At 45.6% G+C, this 25783-nt stretch carries 26 protein-coding genes; 6 read left to right on the top strand and 20 right to left on the bottom strand.

All coding sequences use genetic code 11. From position 1 onward, the window contains the following. Positions 1–4: 4 nt before the first annotated feature. Positions 5–769 (bottom strand): polysaccharide biosynthesis/export family protein, encoded by a 765-nt coding sequence (locus GWO68_RS08020; protein WP_162345913.1) that lies wholly within the window; start codon positions 767–769, stop codon positions 5–7. A gap of 349 nt (positions 770–1118) precedes the next feature. On the opposite strand from GWO68_RS08020, the gene GWO68_RS08015 reads away from it, so the two are divergent. Further along, positions 1119–2108, top strand: a complete 990-nt coding sequence (locus GWO68_RS08015) for a polysaccharide deacetylase family protein (RefSeq protein WP_162345912.1) — start codon at positions 1119–1121, stop codon at positions 2106–2108. A gap of 598 nt (positions 2109–2706) precedes the next feature. Here GWO68_RS08015 and GWO68_RS08010 read toward each other — a convergent pair. The 9 genes from GWO68_RS08010 to GWO68_RS07970 all read right to left on the bottom strand — a co-directional run bounded on the left by GWO68_RS08010 (position 2707) and on the right by GWO68_RS07970 (position 9233). After that, positions 2707–3336 (bottom strand): class I SAM-dependent methyltransferase, encoded by a 630-nt coding sequence (locus GWO68_RS08010; protein WP_162345911.1) that lies wholly within the window; start codon positions 3334–3336, stop codon positions 2707–2709. A 148-nt stretch (positions 3337–3484) separates the two neighbouring features. Next, positions 3485–3694 carry a hypothetical protein gene (locus GWO68_RS08005; RefSeq protein WP_162345910.1) on the bottom strand — a complete coding sequence of 70 codons (210 nt, stop codon included), beginning with the start codon at positions 3692–3694 and terminating at the stop codon, positions 3485–3487. Positions 3695–4021: 327 nt separating this feature from the next. After that, a complete protein-coding gene (locus GWO68_RS08000; RefSeq protein WP_162345909.1) occupies positions 4022–4660 on the bottom strand; it encodes a hypothetical protein in 639 nt (212 codons plus the stop codon). Positions 4661–4698: 38 nt separating this feature from the next. Beyond that, the gene (locus GWO68_RS07995) at positions 4699–5232 is read right to left on the bottom strand and encodes a CopD family protein (protein WP_162345908.1); all 534 of its coding nucleotides are present in this window, start codon (positions 5230–5232) and stop codon (positions 4699–4701) included. A gap of 862 nt (positions 5233–6094) precedes the next feature. Continuing rightward, positions 6095–7468 (bottom strand): oxygen-independent coproporphyrinogen III oxidase, encoded by a 1374-nt coding sequence (gene hemN / locus GWO68_RS07990; protein ID WP_162345907.1) that lies wholly within the window; start codon positions 7466–7468, stop codon positions 6095–6097. A 129-nt stretch (positions 7469–7597) separates the two neighbouring features. Then, positions 7598–7891: a type II toxin-antitoxin system RelE/ParE family toxin gene (locus GWO68_RS07985; protein ID WP_162345906.1), complete on the bottom strand. Its 294-nt coding sequence runs from the start codon at positions 7889–7891 to the stop codon at positions 7598–7600. After that, positions 7888–8112 (bottom strand): hypothetical protein, encoded by a 225-nt coding sequence (locus tag GWO68_RS07980; RefSeq protein ID WP_162345905.1) that lies wholly within the window; start codon positions 8110–8112, stop codon positions 7888–7890. The genes GWO68_RS07985 and GWO68_RS07980 overlap by 4 nt, the downstream gene beginning before the upstream one ends. Before the next feature lie 62 nt (positions 8113–8174). Beyond that, positions 8175–8579 (bottom strand): hypothetical protein, encoded by a 405-nt coding sequence (locus GWO68_RS07975; protein ID WP_162345904.1) that lies wholly within the window; start codon positions 8577–8579, stop codon positions 8175–8177. Positions 8580–8657: 78 nt separating this feature from the next. Further along, positions 8658–9233, bottom strand: a complete 576-nt coding sequence (locus GWO68_RS07970; protein WP_162345903.1) for a hypothetical protein — start codon at positions 9231–9233, stop codon at positions 8658–8660. A 131-nt stretch (positions 9234–9364) separates the two neighbouring features. On the opposite strand from GWO68_RS07970, the gene GWO68_RS07965 reads away from it, so the two are divergent. Next, a complete protein-coding gene (locus tag GWO68_RS07965; protein WP_162345902.1) occupies positions 9365–10477 on the top strand; it encodes an alanine racemase in 1113 nt (370 codons plus the stop codon). 259 nt (positions 10478–10736) lie between these two features. On the opposite strand, the gene GWO68_RS07960 is transcribed toward GWO68_RS07965, so the two are convergent. Next, positions 10737–11540 (bottom strand): hypothetical protein, encoded by an 804-nt coding sequence (locus GWO68_RS07960; RefSeq protein WP_162345901.1) that lies wholly within the window; start codon positions 11538–11540, stop codon positions 10737–10739. Positions 11541–11672: 132 nt separating this feature from the next. Between GWO68_RS07960 and GWO68_RS07955 the strand changes: the two genes are divergently transcribed. Continuing rightward, positions 11673–12068: a hypothetical protein gene (locus tag GWO68_RS07955; protein ID WP_162345900.1), complete on the top strand. Its 396-nt coding sequence runs from the start codon at positions 11673–11675 to the stop codon at positions 12066–12068. Here GWO68_RS07955 and GWO68_RS07950 read toward each other — a convergent pair. Further along, the gene (locus tag GWO68_RS07950) at positions 12065–13081 is read right to left on the bottom strand and encodes an IS1595 family transposase (protein WP_162345899.1); all 1017 of its coding nucleotides are present in this window, start codon (positions 13079–13081) and stop codon (positions 12065–12067) included. The two genes, GWO68_RS07955 and GWO68_RS07950, sit on opposite strands and share 4 nt — an antisense overlap. A gap of 90 nt (positions 13082–13171) precedes the next feature. Beyond that, positions 13172–13831 carry a hypothetical protein gene (locus GWO68_RS07945; RefSeq protein ID WP_235941989.1) on the bottom strand — a complete coding sequence of 220 codons (660 nt, stop codon included), beginning with the start codon at positions 13829–13831 and terminating at the stop codon, positions 13172–13174. A gap of 431 nt (positions 13832–14262) precedes the next feature. On the opposite strand from GWO68_RS07945, the gene GWO68_RS07940 reads away from it, so the two are divergent. Next, complete coding sequence (locus tag GWO68_RS07940) at positions 14263–14481, top strand: hypothetical protein (protein WP_162345898.1); 219 nt, start codon at positions 14263–14265, stop codon at positions 14479–14481. Positions 14482–14517: 36 nt separating this feature from the next. Here the strand turns inward: GWO68_RS07940 and GWO68_RS07935 are convergent, their stop codons facing one another. Genes GWO68_RS07935 through GWO68_RS07910 form a run of 6 tightly spaced genes read right to left on the bottom strand, consistent with a single transcriptional unit; the run spans position 14518 to position 21149 of the window. Further along, positions 14518–15909, bottom strand: a complete 1392-nt coding sequence (locus GWO68_RS07935) for an alkaline phosphatase family protein (RefSeq protein WP_162345897.1) — start codon at positions 15907–15909, stop codon at positions 14518–14520. Next, positions 15902–17134 (bottom strand): metabolite traffic protein EboE, encoded by a 1233-nt coding sequence (gene eboE, locus GWO68_RS07930; RefSeq protein ID WP_162345896.1) that lies wholly within the window; start codon positions 17132–17134, stop codon positions 15902–15904. The genes GWO68_RS07935 and eboE overlap by 8 nt, the downstream gene beginning before the upstream one ends. A gap of 11 nt (positions 17135–17145) precedes the next feature. After that, positions 17146–18339 (bottom strand): 3-dehydroquinate synthase, encoded by a 1194-nt coding sequence (locus tag GWO68_RS07925; protein WP_162345895.1) that lies wholly within the window; start codon positions 18337–18339, stop codon positions 17146–17148. 27 nt (positions 18340–18366) lie between these two features. After that, positions 18367–19278 (bottom strand): UbiA-like protein EboC, encoded by a 912-nt coding sequence (gene eboC, locus GWO68_RS07920; RefSeq protein ID WP_162345894.1) that lies wholly within the window; start codon positions 19276–19278, stop codon positions 18367–18369. Between the two features lies 1 nt (position 19279). After that, positions 19280–20221: a TatD family hydrolase gene (locus tag GWO68_RS07915; RefSeq protein ID WP_394367161.1), complete on the bottom strand. Its 942-nt coding sequence runs from the start codon at positions 20219–20221 to the stop codon at positions 19280–19282. Between the two features lie 37 nt (positions 20222–20258). After that, complete coding sequence (locus GWO68_RS07910) at positions 20259–21149, bottom strand: EboA domain-containing protein (RefSeq protein ID WP_162345892.1); 891 nt, start codon at positions 21147–21149, stop codon at positions 20259–20261. Positions 21150–21409: 260 nt separating this feature from the next. Between GWO68_RS07910 and mug the strand changes: the two genes are divergently transcribed. Next, positions 21410–21964 (top strand): G/U mismatch-specific DNA glycosylase, encoded by a 555-nt coding sequence (gene mug / locus GWO68_RS07905; protein ID WP_162345891.1) that lies wholly within the window; start codon positions 21410–21412, stop codon positions 21962–21964. 683 nt (positions 21965–22647) lie between these two features. Here mug and glgP read toward each other — a convergent pair. Beyond that, the gene (gene glgP, locus GWO68_RS07900; RefSeq protein WP_162345890.1) at positions 22648–24300 is read right to left on the bottom strand and encodes an alpha-glucan family phosphorylase; all 1653 of its coding nucleotides are present in this window, start codon (positions 24298–24300) and stop codon (positions 22648–22650) included. A 322-nt stretch (positions 24301–24622) separates the two neighbouring features. Between glgP and GWO68_RS07895 the strand changes: the two genes are divergently transcribed. Next, entirely contained in the window at positions 24623–25699 is a 1077-nt protein-coding gene (locus GWO68_RS07895) for a transglutaminase domain-containing protein (protein ID WP_162345889.1), read from the top strand. Positions 25700–25783 lie beyond the last annotated feature (84 nt).

Here is a 25783-nt window from a genome sequence, read left to right as displayed (position 1 = left end):
GGGATTACTTCACAAAATTAAATAACAGTGCTGCGGTCGAGATAACACTGAGTACCGTTGTTACTACCACCAGGTTTTCGCGCTTTAAATGTGTTTTGCGTGGCTCAACGTATAGTACGTCGTTCGGCAACAGGTAGTAGTATGGTGATTGTACGAGAGCGGGGTCGGTGAGGTCAAGTAAAATTACCTCAGAGCCGCCCGGTTTCTGGCGTATTAATTTCAGGTTCTGACGGTTGGCTGCCGGTGTAAGGTCGCCGGCAAGGGCCAGCCCTTCCAGCAGGTTTGCCTGGTCGTTATATACATAATAATATCCCGGCATTTTTACTTCGCCCAGTATGCTTATCTTAAAGCTGATGAGCTTTACCACTACGGTTGCCCCATTCAGGTAACGGTCCAGGTTTTGTTGTATCAGTTTCTGGGCCTGCAGGGTGTTCATTCCGGCTACTTTCAGTTTGCCTACGTTGGGCAGGTTAATGTTACCTTCAGCATCGATCGTATACCCGCTCAGGTATAAGCTACCCGGCTCAGCTACACCAAAACCGTTTGTAGGGCTGATTATGTTATAGATCTCAGATAACTCACTTTCGGCACTCAGTACCTTCACAGAAAGCACATCGTTTACCTGTAGTTTATAATCCGGAACATTGTTATTGAAAGTAGTAGGAGCGGTGTTCTTTAAATTTTCGTTTTGCATGTATACCAGCTCTTTTTTTGTTACACAGGAGCTGATCAGCACAAGGCCGACAAGAAAATAAAAAATGTTCTTCATGTTCAATGGTTAAGGGTGTTACGTCCTGAACGTAATGTGTTTGGAGTTACAGCCGGCAGCAGGTAAGCGAAATTGTTTGCGGTACCGGTTGCATTAATTCAGGCATATATACTGCGATAGCTTAAAAAAGATGCTGAAACATTTAAATATTGTGATGGATAAATAAGGGAGAAGTTTATAGATTGGTCTTACCTGCATAACACACAGTATACTTAGCGCGCTGCTGCAGCTGCTTTGCTTATACTATAGTTTCGGAATTTTAAGCAGAAATTATAACTAAGGGCTTGGCTGTGCAGTATAAGACGGGTAAATACCGGCAGGCTGCTGCCCTTATTAGTATTTACTTTGCATGAAGACAACTCTACGAAAGGCCATACACCAGGTGGATGTGATGATGGCGCCCCTTATACTTTCTGCTGTAAAAGAACAGAATGCACTTAATACATACTTATTCCATGCCTTATTTAGAGACGAGGAAGAACTTGCTCTAAATTGCTGCGACCCACAACAACAGGTTACTGTTGATACCTTCAGGAGGTTTGTAGCTTACCATAAAAGCAAAGGCTATACGTTTGTGTCTCCGGTTGATGTGCTGAAAGGCCTGGACCCCGACGAGCGGTATGTGATGATCACGTTTGATGACGGGTATTATAACAATCTGCGTGCCCTGCCTATACTGGAAGAGTTTAATGTGCCTGCCTTATTCTTCATTTCGGCTAACCATGTGCGTAAAGGCAAAGCTTTCTGGTGGGATGTGGCTTACCGCGAAGGCAAAAAAGCGGGCATGTCAGACGCTGCCATCGACCTTGAAAAAGAGCACCTGCTTACCCTGACCGACGATGCTATTGATTCTTATTTGACCAGGAAATACGGACCTGCCTGCTTTACGCCTATTGGTGAAACTGACCGCCCGCTTACCCCTGACGAACTGAATAAATTTGCCCAACACCCATTGGTGCACATTGGTAACCACACCTGCGACCATGCCGTGTTACCAAACTATAACGCAGCAGGTATAAAAGAGCAGATTGCAAAAGCGCAGGACATACTGGAAGATATCGTCGGTTACCGCCCGATAACGATAGCCTACCCTTGTGGCGAGTTTAACGATACTGTTTTAAAAGTTTGCCGGGAAGAGAATATTAAACTGGGTATCACAACGCAACATGCCAAAAACTTCAGCCCGCAACTATACGAACCAACCAACCTGCTTACCCTAAACCGGTTCACCATTTGGGGCAAAGAAGACCTCATCAGCCAATGTGATTTTTATAGGTCTGATTTCCATGTGCTGGATAAGATGAAGGGGATGATTAAGAGGCTAAAAGCGAAAGTATAGAGTATAAGTATTGTATTAAAAGGAAGAGCCTGATGTTTTGAAATCATCAGGCTCTTCCTTTTAATAGTATTTTTTGAGTATAGTAAGTCTGAAGACCTGGTAGTGCTTATAGCTTTATGTTTTCTATGTTGTCATTCCGAGCGCTAGCCGAGGAATCTTATATGTCCTATAGTTGACATTACTTGCTATCTGAACCAAGCCTTTTTTCAAATAACTTTTATTCCTGGGAGCTTTACTTACCTATAGTTTAATAGTTCACTTGGCTCGCTCCAAGCCCGCGAGGGCTCGTCTTTGGGCATCGCGCTGCTGCCTTCTTGCTATCCTCGTGCCTCGGATTGGCTCACGCCACCGCAACAAGTCAAAGGCGCTCAACCCAATGACTGTAATCTTTCTACTATTGACCTTTATCTATAGTTTGAACCTACTCGCTTCGAGATTGATCATGGTAATATTTTCGTAGGGACAGGTCGCGACCTGTCCGATCTTGGTCTGAAACTATAGAGCTGTAACTTCAACTATAGCTATAACCAGAAAAACTCCCTCTCCTGTGTTTAGGAGAGGGTTGGGGTGAGGTAAAACAACAGCTAGAGTGCTTAAACTATTTTGCACGCATAAAATCAAACACGTGGGTAGAGTCCGGGAAAGTCGTGCGTTGCGGAAGGCCTTCGTAAGCAGTTTTATAAAAAAGGTCTTTGCTTAGCTGTAATTCAGTTGGGTCGGTGATAAGGTCGTGGTTCCAGCCAATTTGCAGCAAGCCATCTGGTTTCAGAATGTTATGAAGGGCTTTGAATGTCTGTTCCTGCATTTCGGGAGTATTTACACCATGCCCGAAAATCCCGTTCAGCAACACTATATCGAAACTGTGAGGTTCTACAAACTTATCGATATCTAAAATGCTTGCTACCAGGTGTTTATCTCCTCCCCAAATCTCGTTGCATTCATCAATATCTACAGTCACAAGGTCTACTCCTTTATGGAACAGCTTTAACGACTCCCAGGTATAAAAAGCACAGCCAACAAATAAAATGCGACCCTGCTTAAGCTGAGACAGACGAGAGTATAAGTGACGGTCGAGCCAGATGCGGTCGGGTTGCTGCTTAAAATAAGTAGTATCGAGCTTGAAATTTAGCAACAGCCAGCGTTTTAAAGGCAGGTAAACCTGGTTTTTAAGGGATAGACCTGTTGGTGCGCCCATAGCATTGCCAGGGGTGGTAGCAAGTTGTGCCATGTAAATATAGGGTTAAGGGTAATATATTCCTGTGTCTATACTGTTATAGGCAAGCTTAGGTTAGGCGAAATGGCAAAAAAAGAACCACTCCCGGTTTTGCAAAACGCAATTTCAGGAGTGGTTCAACTTTGGCTTATTTTATTGATACCTATTCAATCCATTTTGTGCGTTTTTGCTTGGCAGGGCGCTGTTTACGTTGCATTCGTATAGCATCAGATGGCCTGCGTTCCAGTTGCTGGGCATAGCCACCGTTATGTTCCAGAATACTGCCTTTCAGTTTCCAGCCCATTGGGATAAAATCAGCCACTTCTGTAGCCAAAGAATCAAGATCAGGTGCGATTATAATATTGTACTCCATAATGATATCAACTAACTTCAAGTACAATATAGAAATTAATAACATAGGTTGTATGGCTGCGCTACGAAAATTTAGTAAATGGAGTTACATTCTTTCTAAATTTTTATCGAATTACTGTTATAGTTATAAATTAAGCCACAGTTTGCAGTAATTATGTGGTTTAAGTCCAATGTTAAACTATAGCGCTTGCAGCCATTTGAGGTATAAAAACACAAATTGCTGTTACACTGAGCGATACGTTTTTGAAAACGGATGTTAGTATAACAGCAATTTGCTTGTTTTATGAAATGTAACTTATTCAGTAATAAAAAGATAAGTTACTGTTGGTTATAGTTCAGGTTCTTCCAGGGTATCCAGTTTTATTTTCTCGATGAGCAGGTAGTTTTTAAACTGGTGTATAAGTCGTGTCATTTCCTGTTCTTTCTGGTCAAGTGCAGTTACTTCTTCATCAGAATCCTGTAAAACGGGGCGCAGACGGTTCAGGCTTTCCTGCATCTGGGCTATAGAGGTTACAATGTGCTGGCGCATCTGCTCACTTTGCTCTGTATGTAAGCTGTTCTCCAACTCATTTATGTAAAGCTCCAGAAATTCTACCAGGTGCCACGGATTGTTGGGGCGGTTCCAGGTGAAGGTTATGTTGCAGCGGCGGCATTTATACGTATTGCAGCGCCAGCCGTGTTCGTTGCTGGTAGTGCCTGTGCGTTTCAGCATATCGGCGTGCTTACATTGCGGGCACTGGGCATTGTCTTCTACTACTTTCTCCAGACGGGCTCGTTTTTCCAGTATAGCCGTTCGGTTGTGGGCATGGGTGTATAGTTGCTGCTCTAGGTTCTGACAGGCCGAGGTTAGTTTTTCGTGTTCCGGGTCTAGCTTGCCAGCCTCAATCAAGCTTTTGGCACGCTTGCTAAAAAAGCGGATAAGTTTGATCAGTTCGCGTTCATTGGCCTTCAGGTCGGGCTGCTTCATATAGGTAGTTATTGAATTGCTGATTGTTGCGTGTAAAATTACTTGGTTTTTTCGCGCACACGTTTATAAATGCGTATGGCCAGCATTAAGATAGCTGAAAAAAGGATAAGACCGATAATGCCCCACACCATGCTCAAAGTATTTTTAAGCACTACCAGAAACACAATACTGATCAGGAAAAGTGTGGCTACCTCGTTCCAGATGCGCAGTTGGGTAGAACTATACTTTAAAATACCCTGCTGTTGCTGCTTAAAAATGGCATGGCATAGAAAATGGTACACATAAAGCCCTACTACAAAGCTAAGTTTCCAGATAAGCCAGTTGGGGGTACCGCCAAATAAGTGCCACATGCTTAAGCCAAATATCAGCGTAAGCACCGCCGAGGGCCAGGTAATACCATACCACAGTCTTTTCTGCATTATCTTAAACTGCTCCAAGAGTATAGATCGCTCAGGCTCGGGCTTTTCAGCGGCTTCGGCAAAGTAAATGAACAGGCGCACAATGTAAAACAGCCCGGCAAACCAGGTTACCACAAATATGATGTGCAGCGCTTTAACGTAGAAATAGTCCATGAACTATAGGTATAGTTGTTTAGCAAAGGTAGTTTGATAAGTTAAGAGTTAAAAGTTGAGAGGTATGAGTTTGATAAATGTCATTTCGAACGCAGTGAGAAATCTATCTTGGCTTATAGTTGAACCGCTAACAAGCCTTCTCTTCCATAGCCACTACCAATCCTGGGAGCTCTACTTGCCTTTCGTTTCATCTTTTACTTTGGTGCCCTCACGGCCGGGAGGCCCCGTCTTCGGGCATCGCGCTGCTGCTTTCTTGCTACCCTCGTCCCTCGGGTTGCCTGTCGGCACCGCAACAAATCAAAGGCGCTCAACCCAAAGACTGCTAAATTTCTCATAGCTATAGTTTGTCTATAGCCTGACCCGGTAAGCTTCGAGATTTATCTTGGTTGTATTTCCGTAGGGACAGCTCGCGACCTGTCCGCTCACAGGCTATAACTATAGAACTATACTAGCAGCTCTATCTATAGCATAAATTCCTCTCTCGGGAGGGGCAGGGGTGGGTTATAGCGAAGGCTTAACCTCCCATCCCACAAGATCCTTTCAGGATGACAAAAGAAAAAGTAACAAAAACTTCCTCTCCTGTTTTTAGGAGAGGGTTGGGGTGAGGTAAAAACTGTAACTATAAAATTATATCTGCCCCTCAAAACGACCTCGGAGCGTCTACAGGATCAGCCGTTGTTTCGTAGCCAGACACTCGTAGGAGCTGCGCACACTACGAGGTCTGATAAAATCCTGCTAATCCATCATTCCAGTAAATCCTGATTCAAACAAAAAGAGCCGTCCCTAAAAACAGCTCCTTCCTAAAAATCGAAATCCAAATCTTAAATCATACCAATCCCAGAAATCCCCATTAATCCGTGGTTCAGACCGACTTGCTAAACACCGGCGTAGTTGGCTGTTGTGCCCATAATCTGGCATCGAGGCACATGGCAATGTTGCGCACAAATGGGTGGCCAGCAGGAAGTATCTGTATTCCTGTATTGGTATATTCAACCAATCCATCTTCTGCAAGCGGTTGCAGGCGAACCAGGGCATCTACAAAATAAGGTGCAACGGCTTCATCCCATTCAGTTTTAAACTGGCACATCAGGTCCAGGATATGTTTGCGGATCAGGCGGTCTTCAGCAGTTAGTTCATGGCCTTTCAGGATTGGCAAAATGCCGGAGTTTACAGCTGTTTCGTAGGCTTCTACTTCCTTAATGTTCTGCATAAAAGCGGTGCCGGTATCTGAAATACTGGAGCAACCTAAGCCAATTAACAGCTCGGTGTGGCGTGGGGTGTAGCCCATAAAGTTGCGGTGCAGGGTGCCGTTTTGGGCTGCCAGGTATAGTTCGTCGGTTGGCAGCGCGAAGTGGTCCAGACCTATTTCTATGTAACCGGCTTCTTCCAGCATGGCGCGGCCCATTTCGTATAAACCACGTTTTACAGATGGCTCCGGTAGGTCGGCTTCGGAATAGCGGCGCTGGGCTTTGCTCTTCCAGGGCACGTGGGCGTAACTATAAAACGCTATACGCTCCGGACGAAGCTCTTTTACTTTTTCTATCGTATGGCGCACGCTGTCGGCAGTTTGCATCGGCAGGCCGTAAATAATGTCTCCGTTTATTGATGTATAGCCAATTCTGCGGGCAGCATCGAAAGTCTCTTTTGTCCGCTCAAAGCTCTGAATACGGTTGATGACGAACTGAACTTTAATGTCGAAATCCTGGATGCCTACGCTCAGTCTTCTGAAGCCCAGGTCGTAAAGCACCTGTAATTGTTCGGCATTGGTGGCGTTAGGGTGCACTTCTATACTCAAAGCAGCATCCGGGGCCAGTTCGGCTTTCTCCAGCAGTTTGCCCAACATCAGTTTCAAGTTCTCGGCTCCGAAGAAAGTAGGCGTACCACCACCCAGGTGCAGTTCTGTAATGCGCGGCTTCCTTCCGAAAACCTGCAGGTAGCGTTCCCACTCTTTTAAAATGGCAACAATATAAGGTTCTTCAACGGCGTGGTTGGTGGTAATGCGCTTGTTGCAGCCGCAGTAGGTGCAAAGTTTTTCGCAGAAAGGCAGGTGCATGTACACACTAATGCCGTCCGTATCGTTGGTCTTATCAAAAGCCTGTTTTACGTGCAGCATCCAGGCGGCTTCGCTCAGGGGAGTTTCGTCCCAGAACGGCACAGTCGGATAGCTGGTGTACCTCGGCGAAGGCACATCGTATTTGGCAAGTAGTTCAGTTGGTGTAGTTACTGGTGCGGTCATAACGTACGTGTTTAGTATAGTTGCCCCAATTTCGGGCTGAGTTTATACTGCAAATGTCCGAAGAAGCTGCGCCGCAGGAAATGATATATGTCAGTAGTAGGGGAGTGGAAAGGGAGATATTTGTCAGGTTTAGCTTACCTTATCCGGGTTTTGCCTGGACTCGAATAAGTAAGCGATATAAATATGCTGATCTCTGAACTCATAGAAAATAATGGTCTGCTTTGTTAGAACTGCTTTTCGTAAGCGTGGTACAGAAGGAGAAACAGGAAATACGGTAGGGAATTTTGATATAATACTTAACTGCTCAGCTAATCGAGCTTTGAAGCTACTTGCTTCTTTTTCAGTCCATTTAGTGGAGAGATAGGAAAGTATAGTTTCTAAATTTCTAATCGCTTCATCTGACCAGAAGATCGGATAACTCATAATCCAAAGAGTTTCTTAACTTCTTCGTGTGAAGTAACCTTGTCTTGGTCAATGTCTTGTAATCCGCGTTCTATTCCTGCGCGCTGCTCTGGCGTTAAGTTTGGCCACCAGTCTTTCTCAGAAGCAGAGTCTTTTACAACTTTAAGATACTGAATGGTGTCTTCGTCGTCTAACTGAGCCAACCATTCAATTAATTCCAGTTTCAAAGCTTCGTTTCCCATTGTATTGCGGCTTATTTACCGTGAAATTAGTGATTTTTAAAACGTTTGCAACGAGCGTAAGGTTAGAACCTACTTGCTACAGAAGCCAACTTTTGCCTTACAATGTAAGGCGGATAAGTGTGTAGAAAAGCAAATGCGAAGATGAACCAACCAGTTATCGCAAGTATGGTATTAGGGATAGTTTTGTTTACTATTTCTTCATCTATAGTTAGCGTAACGGCTTCTGTAAATGGCGGAAGTAAAGACAAAAATAGAAAGATTAAACCAACTATAACCAGCGCAATTGTAAGTATATAGTTTTTCGTCCACCACTGGTTTATAGTTTTGTTAAACCTAATGGGCAGACCAACTATAAAGCACAATACTATAGTTAACCCGGAAAGTAAAACTGCTATTACTGGCTGGAAAACTAAAAGACCTAGAAATTTTTCGAACCCGCCAGAATAATCCAGCAGCGCAAAGAGCATATAAATGCCGATTAATGCTAAGAATGTAAATACTAGTTGAAGGCCAATAAGCAGTATGTTAAGGAGTTTGGTCAAGATTTATGAATCTAGATAAATAAGTAATCCAGTAATAGCAATTATTACTATCAAGATAATAAAATATTTATTACTCTCTCGTTCAAGCTTTTTGATTTTCTCAATCCTAACTTTCTCAACTTTTGATTGACTTATGTGAGATAAAGTTTCATTTGAGTGGAAGTTGTTTGCTTTAAGCGAAGATTCGATATATTTATTCTCTAGAAAATCAGATACTTTTTCTAATGAATTGATGTCTCCATTATATTTGTTTTCATTGACAAAAACAGCATATTCATTTTTGCTATCAATTTTGAGAGCTAGTATATTTTCATCAAAAAATCCGTGTTTAAAAAGATAACTCTCATTTGGTTTTTCAATCATCAGAGATTTATTTCCAAGATATTCCCATTTGCCTTTTTCAATTTTACCATCAGTAGAAATCAGCAAATCATTATTGTCTCTGAAATTATATACCTGTTTAGTATTATGAATATTATCAATTGATACCCAATGTTGTTCAGTTAATAAGGTCAGATTGTCAAGTTTTTCGCTAAATCTTTGGAGCTTAGGAAAAACATCAGATACGTAAGTTTTCATTATAAATTCAAGGTTGTTATTCTTCAGTCACAATATATAAACTTTATCTAATACTTTACCCTTCAAACTATAGAAGCATCTCTCCCCAAAACTTACTACTTTCACGGTTATACTTTACCCGAACCTGACTGATGAAGATAACCGTCCCAACCCTGCTGCTCGATAAGGAAAAATGCCAGCGCAACATCCGTATGATGGTGGAAAAAGCGAGGCGAAATAACCTAAGACTGCGACCACATTTTAAGACGCACCAGTCGGCGCAGGTAGGCGAGTGGTTCAGGCAGGAAGGTGTGGAAGCGATTACGGTTTCGTCGTTGCGCATGGCGCGGTACTTTGCCAACCACGGCTGGACCGATATTATGGTGGCTATACCCGTAAATGTGCTGGAACTGGAAACTATAAACGACCTGGCCAGCCGCGTGCGCCTGCACCTTATAGTGGTGAACGAAGAAGTAGTGCCTATACTACAACAGGGCTTACACCATAAAGTAGCTGTCTGGCTAAAGATTGATACCGGCTATCACCGCACCGGAATCCCGGCTACCGACTATGAAACTACAGACAACACCCTGCAAAAGATTGCTGCCTCCCGTAAACTGGAGTTTCAGGGCTTTATGGCCCACGACGGCCATACCTACAAACAAACCGATGCTGAAGCTATCCGAGCTATTCATAAAACTACTGTTGAGTTACTAAACCAACTACGCGAGCGTTACAAAGGCCAGTTCCCAACTATAGAACTCTCAATTGGCGACACGCCAAGCTGTAGCACCCTGGAAACTATAGTTGGTGTAGACGAGATCAGGCCCGGTAATTTCGTGTTTTACGACCTTACCCAGCAGCACATCGGCAGCAACAACTATAACCAGATTGCAGTTTGCATGGCCTGCCCGGTAATTGCCAAACACCCCGAACGTAACGAAATCATCATCCACGGCGGCAGTGTACATTTCTCCAAAGATGTGTTACCACAACCTGATGGAAGTAATTTGTTTGGCAGGGTAGTGGAATTAGCAGAAAACGGTTGGTCGGATCCTGTGGAAGGCATTAACCTGGTGTCTCTCTCGCAGGAGCATGGCATTGTAAAAGCTACACCGGAACAGTTTGCCAACTATACTATCGGTGATATCATATATATCCTTCCCGTCCATTCGTGCCTCACCGCCGATAGTATGAAAAGCTACCTGACGCTGGATGGTAAGCGGCTGGAGCATTTGTCGGGTTTGCCAGAAAGTTTTGTCTGAACCGGGATTAATGAGTTTGTGGGATTAGCCGGATGCAGAGACACTATGCCTTACGGCTCTGCAATGAAACTATAGATTTGAGCAAGATTAACCTTTTTTGCACCTATAAACATGCGAGTCCGGCGACTAATGCCCACTGTGTGGCACCAATTGGACACCGGCGCCAGGTATACTACACAAAAAAGAGACGCAAATTATTGCGTCTCTATAAACCAATATGATCTAAGAATCCCTTAGTCTACTTTTGCTCCGGTTCTGATTACCAATCATTCTGGCGTTCGTCGCGGTCGCGGGAGTAGCTGTTGTAGTCGGTATCGTCGTAGTAGCCACCCTGGTAGTAGCCGCTCATGCCATAAGGTTGGTCGTAGCTGCCGGTGCTTCTGCCCAGGTATCGGCCCGATGAGCCATAGTCGCCGCGTGTTGAACCATACTCGTTTCGGCGTGGTGTGCGCTCGTAGCCACTGCCCATGTAATTGCCGCGGTCGCCACCATAGCTGCGGGTTCTGTATTCGTCCCGGTCAAAATCATAACGGTCCTGATGCGATCCCTGAAAACGTCTGGAAGTATAATCGCCATATAAGTCGCGGTTACTGCCGCGTTCGTAGCTGTAATTGTCGGAGTTCTGGCCATGGCTGTCGTAGTCATTTTCATACCCGCGGCTGCGGCCCTGGTTTGTGCCTCTACCATAGTTTGTGCGCTCGTAGCGTCCGTGCCCGCTGCTAAATCCAGAGCCCATATCTGAAGACTGTCGCTGCGACGAATAGCCACCACGCGATGAGCCAAAGCCCTGGGCTCCCCCATAACTACCCATGTTGCCATAGTTGCGGGCGGTAGCATAGGTACTCAGGCCACGGTTGGCAATATGTTCGGGGTTCCAGTCCTGCGGGTTTCTGCGCTGGCTGCTCCTGTAAAAATCATTTCCATAGTTTGCCCTATCCCGGTCTGCGTGTCTGTTGCTGTCGAAAGAGCCTTCGCTGTATTGGTCCGGATTTCGGTAGCGCTCGGAGCGGTGTGTGTGGAAGCTGCCACGGTCGTTTTCGTAACGGTGCTGGTTGTAGTTCATAGCTTATAGTGTGTGATGGTTAATAATAATTGCTACTTAAATAAACGTGAGGCAACCTCCGAAGTTAAAAAATGTGGCTCTGTTATAAATAAAGGTTGATGCTTCTAATATATACATAAAAATAGAAGCAAAATGAAATATATAAGAGTATTTGAAAAGTTCACAGAGGAAACCATTGATTTATATCATGGCACATCAGCTTATTCTGCCGAATTATTATGTGAATATGGATGGAAACCATCAAATTATGGGATGGGTGGTAATGGTGGACAAAGCCGTTATTTATACCTTTCCAGTATGAGAGAAGATGCTTTGTGGTTTGCTGAGGAAAAAGGAGAAAGTAGTGTTGTGGTTGTCAAAAATATACCTATATCCTATCTTATTTTTGACCCCGAAGATGGAGATTATGATAGAGAAGTGTATCGCACTGTTTCCAATGCGGTAGCTGCGATAAAAGGTGGATTAAGACACCCTATAAAATTGACATTAACGAAGCCGTTAGATGCAAGCCATTTTGAGCAACACTAAGCTATCAACATCTGATAACGTTCTTCAAGATTAGAGTAACGGCTGATGGCAAGTTTGTCTTTTAAAGAAGCATGGTAAAATTCACTTATCATGCTTCTTTGCTTTTTAAACAGTTCGATAAAACGAAACAGGTTAAGATAGCTTTGGAGATACTTCGTAGCCACACCATTATATTGCTTGATGAAGTCTTTGAAACGCTTTGCAAGGTTGTTTAGGTTATTCACATGGTAGATTTTACCAACCGAATACTGCTTTTGAGAAGCATGAATACGGTAGTGCGTAAAGCCATGTGTCTTAGCAAAAGACTTGATAGATGGGTGCTTGTCAGAGCAAATGATGTTGGTATCAGCACTTACTTTATTACCTAAGATGCGGTCTAAATCCTTACGCTTTATCCTACCCATACAAGCCGTAGTCAGGTCTATGTTCTTAGAACGGTCTACGGAAAACAGAACCTTCGCTTGGTCATTGTTATCGCCACGCTTGTTAGTTCCACCACGCTTTCTTGGGTTTTGTAATCCACGTTTACCTTTCTCGCTTTTCAGAAACCACACATCATCCACTTCTACAATTCCGTTGAACTTGGTTTTATGTAGTTCTTCAAAAGCAGTCAGTATTTTGTGTCGCCAGTCAAAGGCGGTTTTCAGTGAAATATCCATTTTGGAAGCGATAGCACGTAACGAGTTACCTTCTACCATGAGCATGATATACTGCTCCCACAGGTGCTTCTTCTTGATATAGGATATGGCTGTTCCAGTTAAATCAGTAAAGGTCTTTTTACAATCTTTACACTGGAAACGGATGCGATTTTGTAGATAACCGTAACGCACGATAGACACAGAGCCACAAGTAGGACAGCCACGCTCTATACCATCGTTTATCTGCTCCGCAACTTGGTTATGTTGCTCCGATGATTTGGTTAATATCTCGATGATATTATTAGAAAGAAGTTTTAATTCTCTACTATCTAACTTCTGTATTTCTTTTAGAATATCTACCTTTGACTTTGCCATTTATCGCTTTGATTTATACAAAGATACAAAGAAATAACGACATTATCAACTTTTATCTATAACAGAGCCAAAAATGTTAATGCTGCCTGTCTATTTCTGCGCATCCTCTTTATGCACCAGGTATGCGGTAAGCTTGTTCCATTGCAGCCCCTGGAATCCGGCCCACCCACCTTCCGCAATCAGGGTGTTGGCTACGGCCCGGTTGCCTGCTTCTTCACCCTGGTTGTTTATCACTTCGTTCTTCCCGATCTCGTTAGCCACCAGGGTATTCCCGTTCAGCTCTACCCTGAATGTGCTGCTGGCATCCTTTGTAAAAAAGTGTTCGGTTACGTTTTCAGCAGCTGGTTCGGGTTGTGGTTTCTCGCTGGGGCGTACCGTAAACTCAGCCAGGTTTTCTTGTACTTGCACGTCCGTTACCTGCACCCAGTTTTCAGGGGTAGGGCCTGGGAGTTCAATTTTAATATAGTAGCCCGGCGCATCAACTGCTTTGTTTAATTGATTTCCGGTAGCATCGTAAAGTGCAAAAGTGGAATTGATGCCTGGTAGCGCTGACCAGCGGTTTACGTCAAACAGTTTTGCCTTTGCCTGCTCAAATGCTTCGCGGGCCAGCGCCGCATCCGGGTAGGTGTTGTCGTTGCTGTATAGTTTATCTTTTGCCGCATCGCCTTTCAGCGCATCTGCTTCCTTCTTCACTTTTTTCAATAGGTCTTTCAGTCCCATGGCGTTGTGGTTTAGTTCGTTTACGTTCATAGAATTACGCACCTGCCAACACAGAGTTAAAAGACAAGCCACAGTTAAAGCACCTGAATCATGAATAAAGTCAAAATACAAAGCATGACATTGTGTCTTATTAATTTGTGCAACGATTAGGAAATCAGTAAAATACAGGTTTTGTTTTAAAGTTTAACTGAAAGTTTGTTTTTGACAGGAGATGCAGTTTGGCAGGTATAGTATGCAACAAACTATAGTCTGCTGGTTGCATTTAAGGCAGGTATAAGGTTTACAGGGTTTTAAGTACAGTTTGAATGAGGTTTAAATAGACTTTTGTAACTGAGTTTAGGTTAAAGTATATATTGTTTTAAATGAATATAATAGACTGATAATGTTTGTTATAAACTGAATTTGTTTGTTATCGTTTTAAACTATAAAAAGGGATTGTAACAATGGAAACACCCATGCACATGGAAAACTTCTTCGCTGGTATCGGGTTGGTCGGGCTGATACTGGGGTTGGCAATGTTTATACTCTATTGCTGGAGTGTGGTGTGGGCTTACAAAGATGCCCAGCGCCGTAACAAACCGGGCTGGCTGGTAGCTATAATGGTGGCGTTACTAGCCTGGCCGATCGGGTTGGTTGTATGGTTGATTTTCCGGCCATCTGTAGCTGAGCTTACCGATTGAAATAAAAAGAGCGACTTTTGTGAGTCGCTCTTTGTGTTAGTTTAGTACAAGTTCTGGTTCTTTGAGATGTTGCAGGATTACGTTAAAAACATCGGTTGCCAGTAGGTCTGTTTCCGGTAAAAGTTCTTTTTGTCGCGTCAGTAAAACGGGCCATTCTCCTTTGTCTTCGGGCACCCTTCCATGCGATCCTTTCACCAATGTAGCATCCAACGGTATCACATCCATCAGTGTCCGGAAGCCTAGTTTCTTTTTCAAAAGTTTGAGACCTAGCAGTGGTTTCGGGAATCGTATCGTTGGGTCGATGAACATTTCTACCGGGTCGAAGCCGGGCTTTTTATGGATGTCGACCATGCGGGCATAGTCTGGTGCTTTGGTATCATCCAGCCAGAAATAATAGGTAAACCAGGAGTCTTTATTAGCTATGGCAACCAGGTCGCCGCAACGGTCATGGGCCATTCTATACTTGTCGCGTTCGTCACCTTCCAGCACTTCCTGCACACCCGGAACATGCGCTATCAGATCTTTCACATCTGCTATATCGGCAGGGTTGTTCACATAAATGTGTGCTACCTGGTGGTCGGCTACGGCGAACGCTTTACTCACGCCGGCATCCAGCAACTCGGTGCCGCGCTCCTCCCGCAGGGCAATGTAGCCTTTCCGGCGCAGCACGCGGTTCAGGTGCACGGGCCGGCTTACTTCCGATATCCCATACTCTGAAAGCACGATTACCTGGGCACCTTTGGCTTCATAGAAGTTGATCAAGTCAGCGCATACGGCATCAATTTCCTGCAGGTCTGTTGCAATGCGCGGGTCTCTGGGCCCGAAACGTTGCAGGTTATAGTCCAGGTGCGGCAGGTAGATAAGTGTTAGTTTCGGATCGTACAGGTCGTCGGTTATTTTAGAGGCATCTGCTATCCATTTACTCGATTTGATAGAGGTCATCGGTCCCCAGTAATTGAAGAGCGGGAAAGTGCCTAGTTTAGCCTGTAACGTATCGCGTAGGTCAGCTGGTTGGGTATAGCAATCCGGCAGTTTACGACCATCTGCCAGGTATTGTGGGCGCGGCGTAAGCGAGTAATCAGCACTGGAGTACATGTTATACCACCAGCACATGTTGGAAACTGTAAAGTTTGGATCCATCGCCTTTGCTACTTCCCAGATCTTAGGTGACAAAATCAGCTTGTTAGACTGACGCCAGAACTTGATTTCGCATTCGTCTTTAAAATACCAGCCATTACCAACTATACCATGTTCTTCGGGCCATTTGCCGGTTAAGTAGGTAGCTTGCACCGAACAGGTAACCGCAGGCATAGCAGGCTGTATAGTGGCATTTCGGGCACCAGCGGCCCATTGCTTCAGGAAGGGAGTATTGTTGCCTATCAGCGAGCCGGAAAGGCCCACGACGTTCAGCACAACGGTTTTACGCATTTTCTTTTACTTGTGTATGTTGCATTACCCATTCCAGTTCGCGGGCAATGGATGTGGAAAGGTCAGTTTTCAAGCCCTCCGGAAGCACCTCCCAAGTATAGGTCTCCACTTCCAGGTGGCTGGTCAATTCCGGATGCTCAGTAATGTAGTTCAGTACTGTTGCTACGTCGCTTTGGGTAGATTCCAGGCCGTTGTATGCCTCTGTAAAGAGCGGCACATGGAAGTGCGTGCGCCATTCACGGGCGGTTTTCTTTTGGATATGCTGCAAGGCGTAAGGCAGGTCGCAGTAATAATTCAGTTTGCCGTTACTGTCGCGCTCTACCACCTGGTGCAGGTATGTAGATTCCGCAAAAGGCTTCAGTTGCTCAGCTATAGTTGCGCGTTCAGTTTCGCTTTCCGGCAATTCGGTTTTTAGAGCAGCGCTCAGTTGTATCTTGCCGATTTGTATACCAGCAGCCTTTAACCGGGCAAACGTATCGGAAGGGGCCTCGTAAGCCAGCGCAAAGTGACACACATCATAGCACACCCGGATATGGTGGAGCAGCGCATTTACAGCTTCGTCCGGAGACATGCCTCTGGTGCAGGCCAACCGTTTGCAGCCAATGTATAACAGCCATTTCTGGTAAAAGTGGATAACCTCCTGTGTGTTCTCTAAAAGTCCGTCCGGCTCAGGTTCAATATCAATATGGATGGTTTTGCCTTTGGTTTCTTTTAAGTATAAAAGCTCTTCGGTAACCATAGTCAAATGCATCGCCGTAAGCTCGAATACTTCCTTAAAACGGTCTTTGTTAAAACCTGACCAGGGCTTGTAGGAGAGTGGCGAGGTTGAAATGCCGCCTTCCATGCCTTCGGGTAGCAATTCGGCAAGGATGTAAGCCAATCTTATAGTATAGGCCAGTCGGTTTTGGGTGGTCCAGTCGGGTTTGTGTACGGCATCTTTTACTACTTCCTGGTGAAAACCGCCATACGGAAAGCCGTTCATGGTAAACACATACAAACCTTCTGCATCCAGCCAGCTTTTAAAATCAGCCAGGTTATTGCCTATCAAAAGTTCCTGGCTGGCCAGGTTCGAGAGGCGCAGGCCAACCCCAAAAGGTGCCTCCGGCGATAGTTTCTTTTTAAGATCGGGTAAGTATAGTTTGAGGCTGGCCAGCACATCCTTCCAGTTTTCGCCGGGATGGATGTTGGTGCAATAAGTAAGGTGGGTGCCGTTTGGTAAGATCATGGCTAAGGGTATTATAAGGGTACTACATGTTCGGTATCTTGTTTGGCTGAAAGTTGATGATGGAACTGCTGCAGCTCTGTAACGGCAGCGTTAACGATGGATTCATGGATGTGGTGCACTTCTACGCCGCAACCTATATTTTCCAGTAACATAATGGTCAGTTGTCCGCCGAGGTGCTCTCTAAACTCAGTTAGCCCTCTCAGGATGCTTAGCTGGCCGTTTTCTTCTACAGATAAATGCTCAGAACATAGATCTAAACCAAGCTTATGAAGCAGATTCAGGATATCGGTACAGGCATCTTCCGGGAGCATCCCTGACAGTTTTGAGTAGATCACATCCAGGGCAATACCGATGGCTACTGCTTCGCCGTGGCGCAAACTATAGTTACTGAGCTGCTCGAGTTTATGGGCTGCCCAGTGCCCAAAATCCAGCGGACGAGACGAGCCAAATTCAAATGGGTCGCCGCCGCCAATGTGCTCCACATGCATTTCTGCACAACGATGTATCAGTCGGTTCATGGCGCGCATGTCACGCTGTTTTAGCAAGCTGGTATCCGCTTTTATGCTTTTGTAGAAGCTGGCATCTTTTATCAGGGCCACTTTTATAGCTTCAGAAATGCCGGCTCGCCAATCGCGGTCTTCTAAGGTTAGCAGGAAATTACTGTCATTAATAACGGCTACCGGCGGAGCAAATGTGCCCAGGAAGTTCTTTTTGCCAAATGCGTTCATGCTGTTCTTTACCCCAACCCCCGAATCGTTCTGTGAAAGCACGGTAGTTGGGATGCGGATATGGCGGATGCCACGGTGCGCAATGGCAGCTGCAAAACCAGCCAGGTCCAGCACAGCGCCACCACCTATGGCAATCAAGTACGAATGCCGGCAAACTCCATGTTGGTTTATATTTTCCAGTATTTGTTGCAGTATGTCCGGGTCGTTCTTGCAGGTCTCACCACCGGGTATTATTACAGGGTCGGCTGCCAATATAAGTGAATCGGCATTTGCTAAACTATAGTTTTGGATGGCTTGCAGCAGAAACGGATGCGTTTTGGCTACGCCGCTATCTACCACAAAAAGCACTTTTGCAGGCGCGTTGCTGTTCCGCTGTATAACATCGCGCAGCATGGCATTCTCCTGCTCAAACAAGCCCTCGGTAAAGTATACCCCGTAGTTAAACTGAACAGCAAATGTTTGTATAATTGGTCTCATAAGCCTTAATGGCGTGTAAAGTATAGATCAGGTTACGGCAAAGCGCCTGGCCATAAATACTGACAAGGGTAATAGCAACAACACCGCTAAGCCATATTGCCAACCGGCAAAACCGGCTGCAATGCTTGCGTTCATCACGATCAGTGCCAGAATACCAGCTTTAACGGCGCGCATAATAAACTGCGGCTCCGGCGAAGGCATAGCTCTGAACAAAGGCGGAAACACCAGGTACGCAAACAAACCCAGGAATGGCAAACTATACCAAAGCGAGAACTGCGGTAACAGCGCCAGGCTGGCAATGCCTGCAAAAACAACCAGGTATAAAACTATAGCTCCTTTTAGTGCCTTTGTGCTACCACCGTGCACTTCCCCGCGACTGATCATGGTGATGGCAGAGATGTAAATGATGGGTATAAACGCAATGAACCAAAGCTGTTCCAGGGCAGCAGGTATGGCGCTTACGCCGAGCAACAAGTTGCCGCCACGACAGCTGCCCATGTTTATCGGGCCAAGTATAGCGTGGTGCTTTCCTTTCCAGTCGTAAAGTATAGCTAAGCAGGCGACAACAGTGGCAATGATGGCGCTAACTATAGAAACCTGTAGCGCAGCGATTATACCTATTGTTAGCAGCAAAGCGCCAAGTATAGATGCCCCGGTTAAAGTCGCTTTTCCGCTTGGTATAGGTCGTTCCGGGCGCTCCACTCTATCCAGGTCCGCATCAAACACATCGTTAAAAACCACCCCACCGCCATACAATCCGATTGTTGAAAGTATAAGCCAGGCCAGTATCTCAACCCCATTTTCAGGGAAATTACCTCGTACCTGCGTAAACGTTAAGATCACCGCGCCGGAGGCAGCAAACCCCATCAGGATATCTGCTACTGCAGTAACGATATTGGCTGGCCGCATCAGGCGTATATATGCTCCTGGTTTGGTCATGTTAGCGGATAATGTTGGAATCAAAAACCGGATTTGTCCTGATCTCGCCTATAGTTGGCAGCTGCCCGCCGCGCAGGATCGAGTTATTGAAAAGTTTCTGGCTTTGGTCTATCGTTGTATTCTCAAGCCAGTCGCTTTCTTTCATCTGTCCGCTTTGCCCGAAAGAATCAAGAGCGTTCTGGTAACAAACTTTGTGGATGTCGTCGATGCTGATGCCTTTTTCTAACATTAACGAAGCCGTTTTCGGGACAGCCAGCGGGTCGCTGATGCCCCAATCGGCAGCACTGTTCACAATTATTCTTTCAGAACCATACTGCTTCACGATCTCCACCATGCGCTCGTTGCCCATTTTAGTGTTCGGGTAAATGGTAAAAGCCGCCCAGAAGCCACGGTCCAGTACGTCGCGCACAGTTTCTTCGTTGTTATGGTCCACGATCACCATGTGTGGGTCCAGGTTATGTTCCAAAGCCACTTCCATGCTGCGGATGGTTCCAGCTTTTTTGTCGCGGTGAGGGGTGTGTATCTGTACAGGCAGGTTCGCTTCCCTGGCCAGGTCCAGTTGCAATCTGTAGTATTTGTCTTCGGCTGCGGTCTGGTCATCATACCCGATCTCGCCAACACCCACCACGCCTTCCTTGCAAATAAACATCGGCAGCAGCTCCATTACTTCTTCGGCCAGCGCTTCGTTGTTCGCTTCTTTAGAGTTTAGGCCAATGGTGCAATAGTGCTTTATACCAAACTGACTTGCCCTGAAACGCTCCCAACCGATCAGGCTGCTGTAGTAATCTTTAAAAGAGCCGAGTTCGGTGCGGGGCTGGCCCAGCCAGAAGGCAGGCTCGATAATGGCCACTATACCGGCTTTCTGCATGGCTGCATAATCGTCGGTGGTGCGGGAAGTCATGTGGATGTGCGGATCGATGAATCTCATGTTCAGCGTGTTCATTAGCGTATGGGGTTTGGTTCGGGTAATGTTTTTATAGTTAGGCCATAATGGCTTTGTTGCTTATGTGGCTCCAGTTCAGCTGGCCTTCTTCAATTTTATACTTCAACAGCGGGTGCTCGTCTAATAAAGTTTGTGCTTCTGGATAAGTGCTTTGGGAACAAGCCAGCGCAGCGGCTTCCTGTTCGGTTTCGTTGAAACTGGCAAAGAGTTTTTTAATATCCGGAAGTATAGTTTCGTTGAGGTGAGGCCCAACAGGCCGCCATAGTTCCGGTGTTACAGTGCGACCAGCGGCCCAGCGCTCATGTGCGTAATCCGAAAGCATACGGGCTAAGTCCGGGTTGCTGCGCGCATCCAGTCCATATATCTTACTGATCGATTTTCCGGTAAAGATCGTTTTGAGTACCATCTGGTTCCAGGCTGCCTCGCTGAAATTTTCGGAAGGGAAGGGGTTATGCAGGGCGATGGCTTCGTATACATTGCCCATATTGGTCCGGATACCCTCTGTTGCCTGGTGTACAAATTTTTCAGGGTGAGGTAATAAAGGTAAAGCAGCATAAAGCGCTACCAGTTCGCCCATATCGGCAGTGCCAAAAAGCTTGAGTACAGTTTTGCTATAGTTGTCAGCGTTTTCTGAAGGGAGGCTCAGTAAAAGTATAGTTCGGGCAAGCTGGTCCAAGGTCCAGTTGGCAGGATAAAAGCCTCTGCGATGTTCGTTTGCCGTTTGTAAAGCTGTTGATGTCAGTGTTACAGGTGCCTTGCCCACATAACGCGGTGCCGCACTGAAGGGCAGGTACAGTGCTTTTCCTGTTTCGGAGGTGCGTACCAGTTCCTGTTTTTCTTTAAGCCAGCTAACTGCCTCTGTTGTGGCGTGTTGGCTAAAGAGAGTTTCCAGAAAAGCGTTTATAGTTGGTAAATATTTGCTATTCACTGGTTAGGTAGGTTTGGTAAAGATTTCTTATTTGCGGTATATAGCTAAATTTAAGTTTGATGCACTTAGAAATAAAATAAGCTTCCGACTATATAGATTTGACATAGTACGATAGCTACCCTATAAGGTTAAGGCAAATCGGAAATGCTACGACTGCTGTTACCGCCTCACCCAAAGGGATACTTCCGGGAAACACTATTTAAAGCTGAAAACGGGAGTTTTATGGCTGTAGCTTTTGTTATAGCTGTAAATCAAACCAAATGATAAAACCAACCAAAGCAGCCATTGCTGCCGCCCAGAACCAGACTATCCGCGATGTGATAGCTCCTGAACTGGATGTACTTTTCTGCGGGATCAACACGGGTTTATACTCGGCTGCTACCGGACACCATTTTGCCCGCCCCGGCAACCGTTTCTGGCCCACGCTGCACCGGGCGGGTTTTACGCCGGTTCTATTTACCCCGTACCAGGAATTGGAACTAATATCGCTAGGGTATGGCATTACCAACATTGTGGACCGCGCCACCGCCTCAGCTGCAGAGTTAACTATTGAAGAATTAAAACAAGGTAGCCAGAATTTGAGAAGGAAGTTAGAAGTGTTCAGGCCAAAAGTGCTGGCTGTATTAGGGATTTCAGCTTACCGAACTGCTTTTGAGTTACCTAAGGCTACACTTGGCCGACAGCCTGAAACAATGGGAGAAACTATAGTTTGGGTGTTACCTAACCCAAGTGGTTTAAATGCGCACTTCCCACCGGTAAAGTTGGCCGAGGTTTTCAGAGAGTTTAGGGAGGGGTTGGCGTTTATGGGGTTTTAGTGGTTTGGGTTATGGCGGGGTTTAGACGCTCCTAGGTTTTCAAATGCTCTCAGGTCGGTTATTCCTCACCCCAGCCCTCTCCTAAACACAGGAGAGGGGATTCTGTCTATGTTATAGTTGGAGTCATAAGTTTTATAGTTGGAGCTAAACATCCCCCTGCCCCCTTCAAAGGGGGACTTTTCTGACTTTGCTATAGTTCATGTTATAGTTTATGGTTTGAGTCCATGCACGGACAGGTCGCGACCTGTCCCTACGGATCTATAACCACGATAAAACTCGAAGCGAGTAAGTTTCAAACTATAGTCAAACAGAAGCTATGAGAAATTTATCAGTCTTCGGGTTGAGCGCCTTGTAAATATCTGGTGCCGTTAAGGCATTGCGAGGAACGAGCAAAAGAGATTTGCACCGCGCGATGCCCGAAGACGAGGCCTCCCGGCCATGAGGGCACCAAAGCCAACTATAAAACTGTAGGCAAGTAAAGCTCTCAGGATTAGAAGAAGTTAGAAAGGATAGCTTGTTGGAAGGAAATCAAACTATAGGACATATAAGATTCTTGACCATGCTCGAAATGACAAAATAGAACTAAAACCGCTGCAAACTTCAAGTATAGGAACCTGTACATCCAAAACAAAAAAGCCACTTTGCGATAAACAAAGCGGCTTTTTTAAGCGATAAACTATAGTCTAGTAATTGTACAGTTTCTCATAATACTCATGGGCCATACGGTCTGAGCCAAAAAACGGGAGCACATCATACATGCTTTGCTTCATAATGCTGAGCCACTTGCCATGATCGAAGTAGTAGGTCGGTATAATTTCGTGTTCCAGGATGTGCATCAGGTTTTTGTGGTCTTCTGTATCCTGCAGGTGATCTGGCAATGAGGTATCCACTACCGGAAGTATAAAACTGTTTTCGCCGTGACGGGAGAACTCTGGCAACCAGCCATCCTGTATCGAAAAGTTGATCGAACCGTTCATGGCGGCAGTCATACCACTCGTGCCCGATGCCTCCCGTGGGCGTCGTGGTGTGTTCAGCCATACATCCGAACCTTGTTTCAGGTAACGTGACAGCTCCATTTCGTAGCCAGTTAGTACGGCAAAGTTCGGCTGCTTAATAGACAGCTTTACAAGGCGGTTAAAGGTGTCGACTGCGCCTTCATCAAAGGGGTAAGGTTTACCAGCCCAGATTACCTGCACCGGGCGTTCCTTGTTATTTACCAGTGCCAGGAAACGCTCCAGATCACGCACCAGTAGGTCGGCGCGTTTATAAGCAGCAAAGCGGCGGGCCCACACAATGGTCAGCACTTCGGGGTTAAAAAGCTTGCCGGTCTGGTTAGCCACTATTTTAAATAGCTGGTGTTTCATTTCCTTTTTGCGCACTACCAGGTAGTTGTCGTCATTGTTCTGCAGGGCGTTCCACAGAAATCCGTCGGTCCAGTATTTGGCGTGCTGGGCATTAGTAATGGCTTTAATTTCACAGATACCGTGGTTCTCGTCCCACATTTCGCGGGCCACCTCGCCATGCAGCTGCGATACGCCGTTCGCTACTTTTGAAAGACGCAGTGCGGCCAGCGTATGGTTAAACATATGGCCTTCCATGTGGGTTATCCTGCGAACTTCTTCCAACGGCGTGCCATTAAAGAAGCTCATTCGGTCCAGAAAATGGATGTCGTGTTCTTCGTTGCCAGCTTTTTCGGGGGTATGGGTTGTAAATACCAGGTGCTCACGTACTTTTTCTACACTCCTGTAAGTGTCGAGCAGGTCAAAGGCAAGGGGCAGGGCATGGGCCTCGTTCAGGTGATAAAGGTCGGCGCCGCCCAGTGCCTCTACCACTTTACGGCCACCTATACCCAATACTATACTTTGCGCAATACGAGTGCTTACTTCGGGGTCGTAGAGCCGGTGCGAAATGGTACGTGCCAGGTAGTCGTTTTCAGGGATATCGGTTGTCAGGAAATACATAGGCACAGTGCCAAATACCTCCGGCTTCAGTACCAGTGCCTTAACACGAACTTCGTGGTTGTTTACCCTAACAGTAACCGTAATGCCAGTTTCTTCCAGAAAAGTGTAATATTTTTTAAGGAACTGCGCCCGCATGGTCTGATCGTCGTGCCGTACCTGGTCGTAATAGCCATATTTCCAAAGCATACCTATCCCGATCATGTTCTGGCGCAGGTCGTGAGCACTGCGCATATGTGAGCCAGCCAGGAAACCTAAACCTCCAGAGTATATTTTAAAAGCCTGATCGATGCCAAACTCCATGCTGAAATAAGCAACCCGCTTATTGTATTTTTCATCTATATCGTAAGGGTGATACCACCTGCTGTACTGTGTCATAAGCTTCAAATTTTAGTAAAAACTAACAAAGCAGGCCATGAGTTTCCGTTTAAAGCATAAACCTTAAATGTTACTTTTTGGCCTTCGTATAGTTCAAAACGTATACCTGCCCTTGCCTGTAAAGTGTTGCAACATTACTTCGTCTGTCCTGCCCAAACAAGTTGTTTACAAAATACATGCCTGTAACTGCTTCATTATCTTAGCTTTTTAACATGCCGGCCTTAGAATTGTATACTTACCTGCCTGTTTGCCGCGTTATAGTTGAACCAATACAGGTGCTTAGGGCATTGTGTTGCTGATTACCTATTTCATTACCTATTACATGCTCCTGAAAACTATAAGCCTTACCCTGATTCGCCTGAAAAATACGTTGCCTGCCGTTATGCGCCTGCAACTGTTACTGGTTATGCTGTTGGTGCCTGTTGTGCACGGCTTTGCTGCTAACATACCCAGCCCCGAACGGCTAAAAGAACTGGACCAATTTGCCTTTAGTACCGATGTCCGTTACACAAAAGATGTTAAAACGCTGGCCGCTTACCTCAATAAAGGTGCAACCTCAGATTACGAACGTGCCCGTATTATTTTTGCATGGGTTGCCAAAAACATCCGGTACAACGATTACGGCTATAACAGTGGTAATTTTGGAAACACATCGGTAGAGGCGGTGCTGGAAACCCGGCTTTCGGTTTGCGATGGGTATGCCCGTTTGTACAAAGCCTTAGGCGAGCAAATGGGTTTGAAGGTAGAGAAAGTAAGCGGTTACGCCAAAGGCTATAGTTATGCACCCGGCAAAAAATTTACACAAACCAACCACGCCTGGAACAGTGTATACCTGAATGGGCGCTGGCGCTTAGTGGATGCTACCTGGGGCTCTGGTGCCGCAGAAATGGTAAATGGTAAGCTAAAATCTAAATTCGATTACACACCTTACTGGTTCGATACTGATCCGTATGCGTTTTTGTTCAGCCATTTGCCTAAAAGCCCTGAGTGGCAGCACATACCAACGCCCATTACGCTGGTACAATACGAACGCATGATCTCTGTGGATGAATCGTTGTTTAAGCTGGGGGTTGATGCGTCTGACTTATTGCAAAACCTGCTATCAGGCCAGCTGCATTCCGTAGCTACCACCTGGCACCCGGCCTTGCCTATACAAATTGCCAACGCCCCGCTGGAAGGAAAATTACAACACGGCAAAACCTATACCCTGGCATTTACCACTTCCCCCGATGTAGAATTGATCGTGTTAAATAATAAAAAGTGGTTTTACTTCGAGACAAAAGGCACCACCCATAACTTGCAAGTAAGGCCCACAACCGGCAGCCTTGCGGTAATGGCCCGCAAAAAAGGCACTAAAGGGAATTATAGTTATTTTATGGAGTATAAGGTTGGAGGGTAGTTTACACTTTGTCATTCCAAGCGTTAGTCGAAGGATCTCATATGTCCTTTAGCTGAGGCATATACTTATTTGAACCAAGCTATC

Source organism: Pontibacter fetidus, from assembly GCF_010119545.1.
Classification (GTDB): Bacteria; Bacteroidota; Bacteroidia; order Cytophagales; family Hymenobacteraceae; genus Pontibacter; species Pontibacter fetidus.
Note: the sequence above shows the minus strand (reverse complement) of the source record. Positions and strands in the feature narration are given on the sequence as shown.

What these genes read in the sequence shown, in the direction of transcription:
- GWO68_RS08020 (WP_162345913.1), bottom strand. Translation starts at nt 769, where the DNA reads ATGAAGAACATTTTTTATTTTCTTGTCGGCCTTGTGCTGATCAGCTCC.
- GWO68_RS08015 (WP_162345912.1), top strand. Translation starts at nt 1,119, where the DNA reads ATGAAGACAACTCTACGAAAGGCCATACACCAGGTGGATGTGATGATG.
- GWO68_RS08010 (WP_162345911.1), bottom strand. Translation starts at nt 3,336, where the DNA reads ATGGCACAACTTGCTACCACCCCTGGCAATGCTATGGGCGCACCAACA.
- GWO68_RS08005 (WP_162345910.1), bottom strand. Translation starts at nt 3,694, where the DNA reads ATGGAGTACAATATTATAATCGCACCTGATCTTGATTCTTTGGCTACA.
- GWO68_RS08000 (WP_162345909.1), bottom strand. Translation starts at nt 4,660, where the DNA reads ATGAAGCAGCCCGACCTGAAGGCCAATGAACGCGAACTGATCAAACTT.
- GWO68_RS07995 (WP_162345908.1), bottom strand. Translation starts at nt 5,232, where the DNA reads ATGGACTATTTCTACGTTAAAGCGCTGCACATCATATTTGTGGTAACC.
- hemN (WP_162345907.1), bottom strand. Translation starts at nt 7,468, where the DNA reads ATGACCGCACCAGTAACTACACCAACTGAACTACTTGCCAAATACGAT.
- GWO68_RS07985 (WP_162345906.1), bottom strand. Translation starts at nt 7,891, where the DNA reads ATGAGTTATCCGATCTTCTGGTCAGATGAAGCGATTAGAAATTTAGAA.
- GWO68_RS07980 (WP_162345905.1), bottom strand. Translation starts at nt 8,112, where the DNA reads ATGGGAAACGAAGCTTTGAAACTGGAATTAATTGAATGGTTGGCTCAG.
- GWO68_RS07975 (WP_162345904.1), bottom strand. Translation starts at nt 8,579, where the DNA reads ATGCTCTTTGCGCTGCTGGATTATTCTGGCGGGTTCGAAAAATTTCTA.
- GWO68_RS07970 (WP_162345903.1), bottom strand. Translation starts at nt 9,233, where the DNA reads ATGAAAACTTACGTATCTGATGTTTTTCCTAAGCTCCAAAGATTTAGC.
- GWO68_RS07965 (WP_162345902.1), top strand. Translation starts at nt 9,365, where the DNA reads ATGAAGATAACCGTCCCAACCCTGCTGCTCGATAAGGAAAAATGCCAG.
- GWO68_RS07960 (WP_162345901.1), bottom strand. Translation starts at nt 11,540, where the DNA reads ATGAACTACAACCAGCACCGTTACGAAAACGACCGTGGCAGCTTCCAC.
- GWO68_RS07955 (WP_162345900.1), top strand. Translation starts at nt 11,673, where the DNA reads ATGAAATATATAAGAGTATTTGAAAAGTTCACAGAGGAAACCATTGAT.
- GWO68_RS07950 (WP_162345899.1), bottom strand. Translation starts at nt 13,081, where the DNA reads ATGGCAAAGTCAAAGGTAGATATTCTAAAAGAAATACAGAAGTTAGAT.
- GWO68_RS07945 (WP_235941989.1), bottom strand. Translation starts at nt 13,831, where the DNA reads ATGAACGTAAACGAACTAAACCACAACGCCATGGGACTGAAAGACCTA.
- GWO68_RS07940 (WP_162345898.1), top strand. Translation starts at nt 14,263, where the DNA reads ATGGAAAACTTCTTCGCTGGTATCGGGTTGGTCGGGCTGATACTGGGG.
- GWO68_RS07935 (WP_162345897.1), bottom strand. Translation starts at nt 15,909, where the DNA reads ATGCGTAAAACCGTTGTGCTGAACGTCGTGGGCCTTTCCGGCTCGCTG.
- eboE (WP_162345896.1), bottom strand. Translation starts at nt 17,134, where the DNA reads ATGATCTTACCAAACGGCACCCACCTTACTTATTGCACCAACATCCAT.
- GWO68_RS07925 (WP_162345895.1), bottom strand. Translation starts at nt 18,339, where the DNA reads ATGAGACCAATTATACAAACATTTGCTGTTCAGTTTAACTACGGGGTA.
- eboC (WP_162345894.1), bottom strand. Translation starts at nt 19,278, where the DNA reads ATGACCAAACCAGGAGCATATATACGCCTGATGCGGCCAGCCAATATC.
- GWO68_RS07915 (WP_394367161.1), bottom strand. Translation starts at nt 20,221, where the DNA reads ATGAACACGCTGAACATGAGATTCATCGATCCGCACATCCACATGACT.
- mug (WP_162345891.1), top strand. Translation starts at nt 21,410, where the DNA reads ATGATAAAACCAACCAAAGCAGCCATTGCTGCCGCCCAGAACCAGACT.
- glgP (WP_162345890.1), bottom strand. Translation starts at nt 24,300, where the DNA reads ATGACACAGTACAGCAGGTGGTATCACCCTTACGATATAGATGAAAAA.
- GWO68_RS07895 (WP_162345889.1), top strand. Translation starts at nt 24,623, where the DNA reads ATGCTCCTGAAAACTATAAGCCTTACCCTGATTCGCCTGAAAAATACG.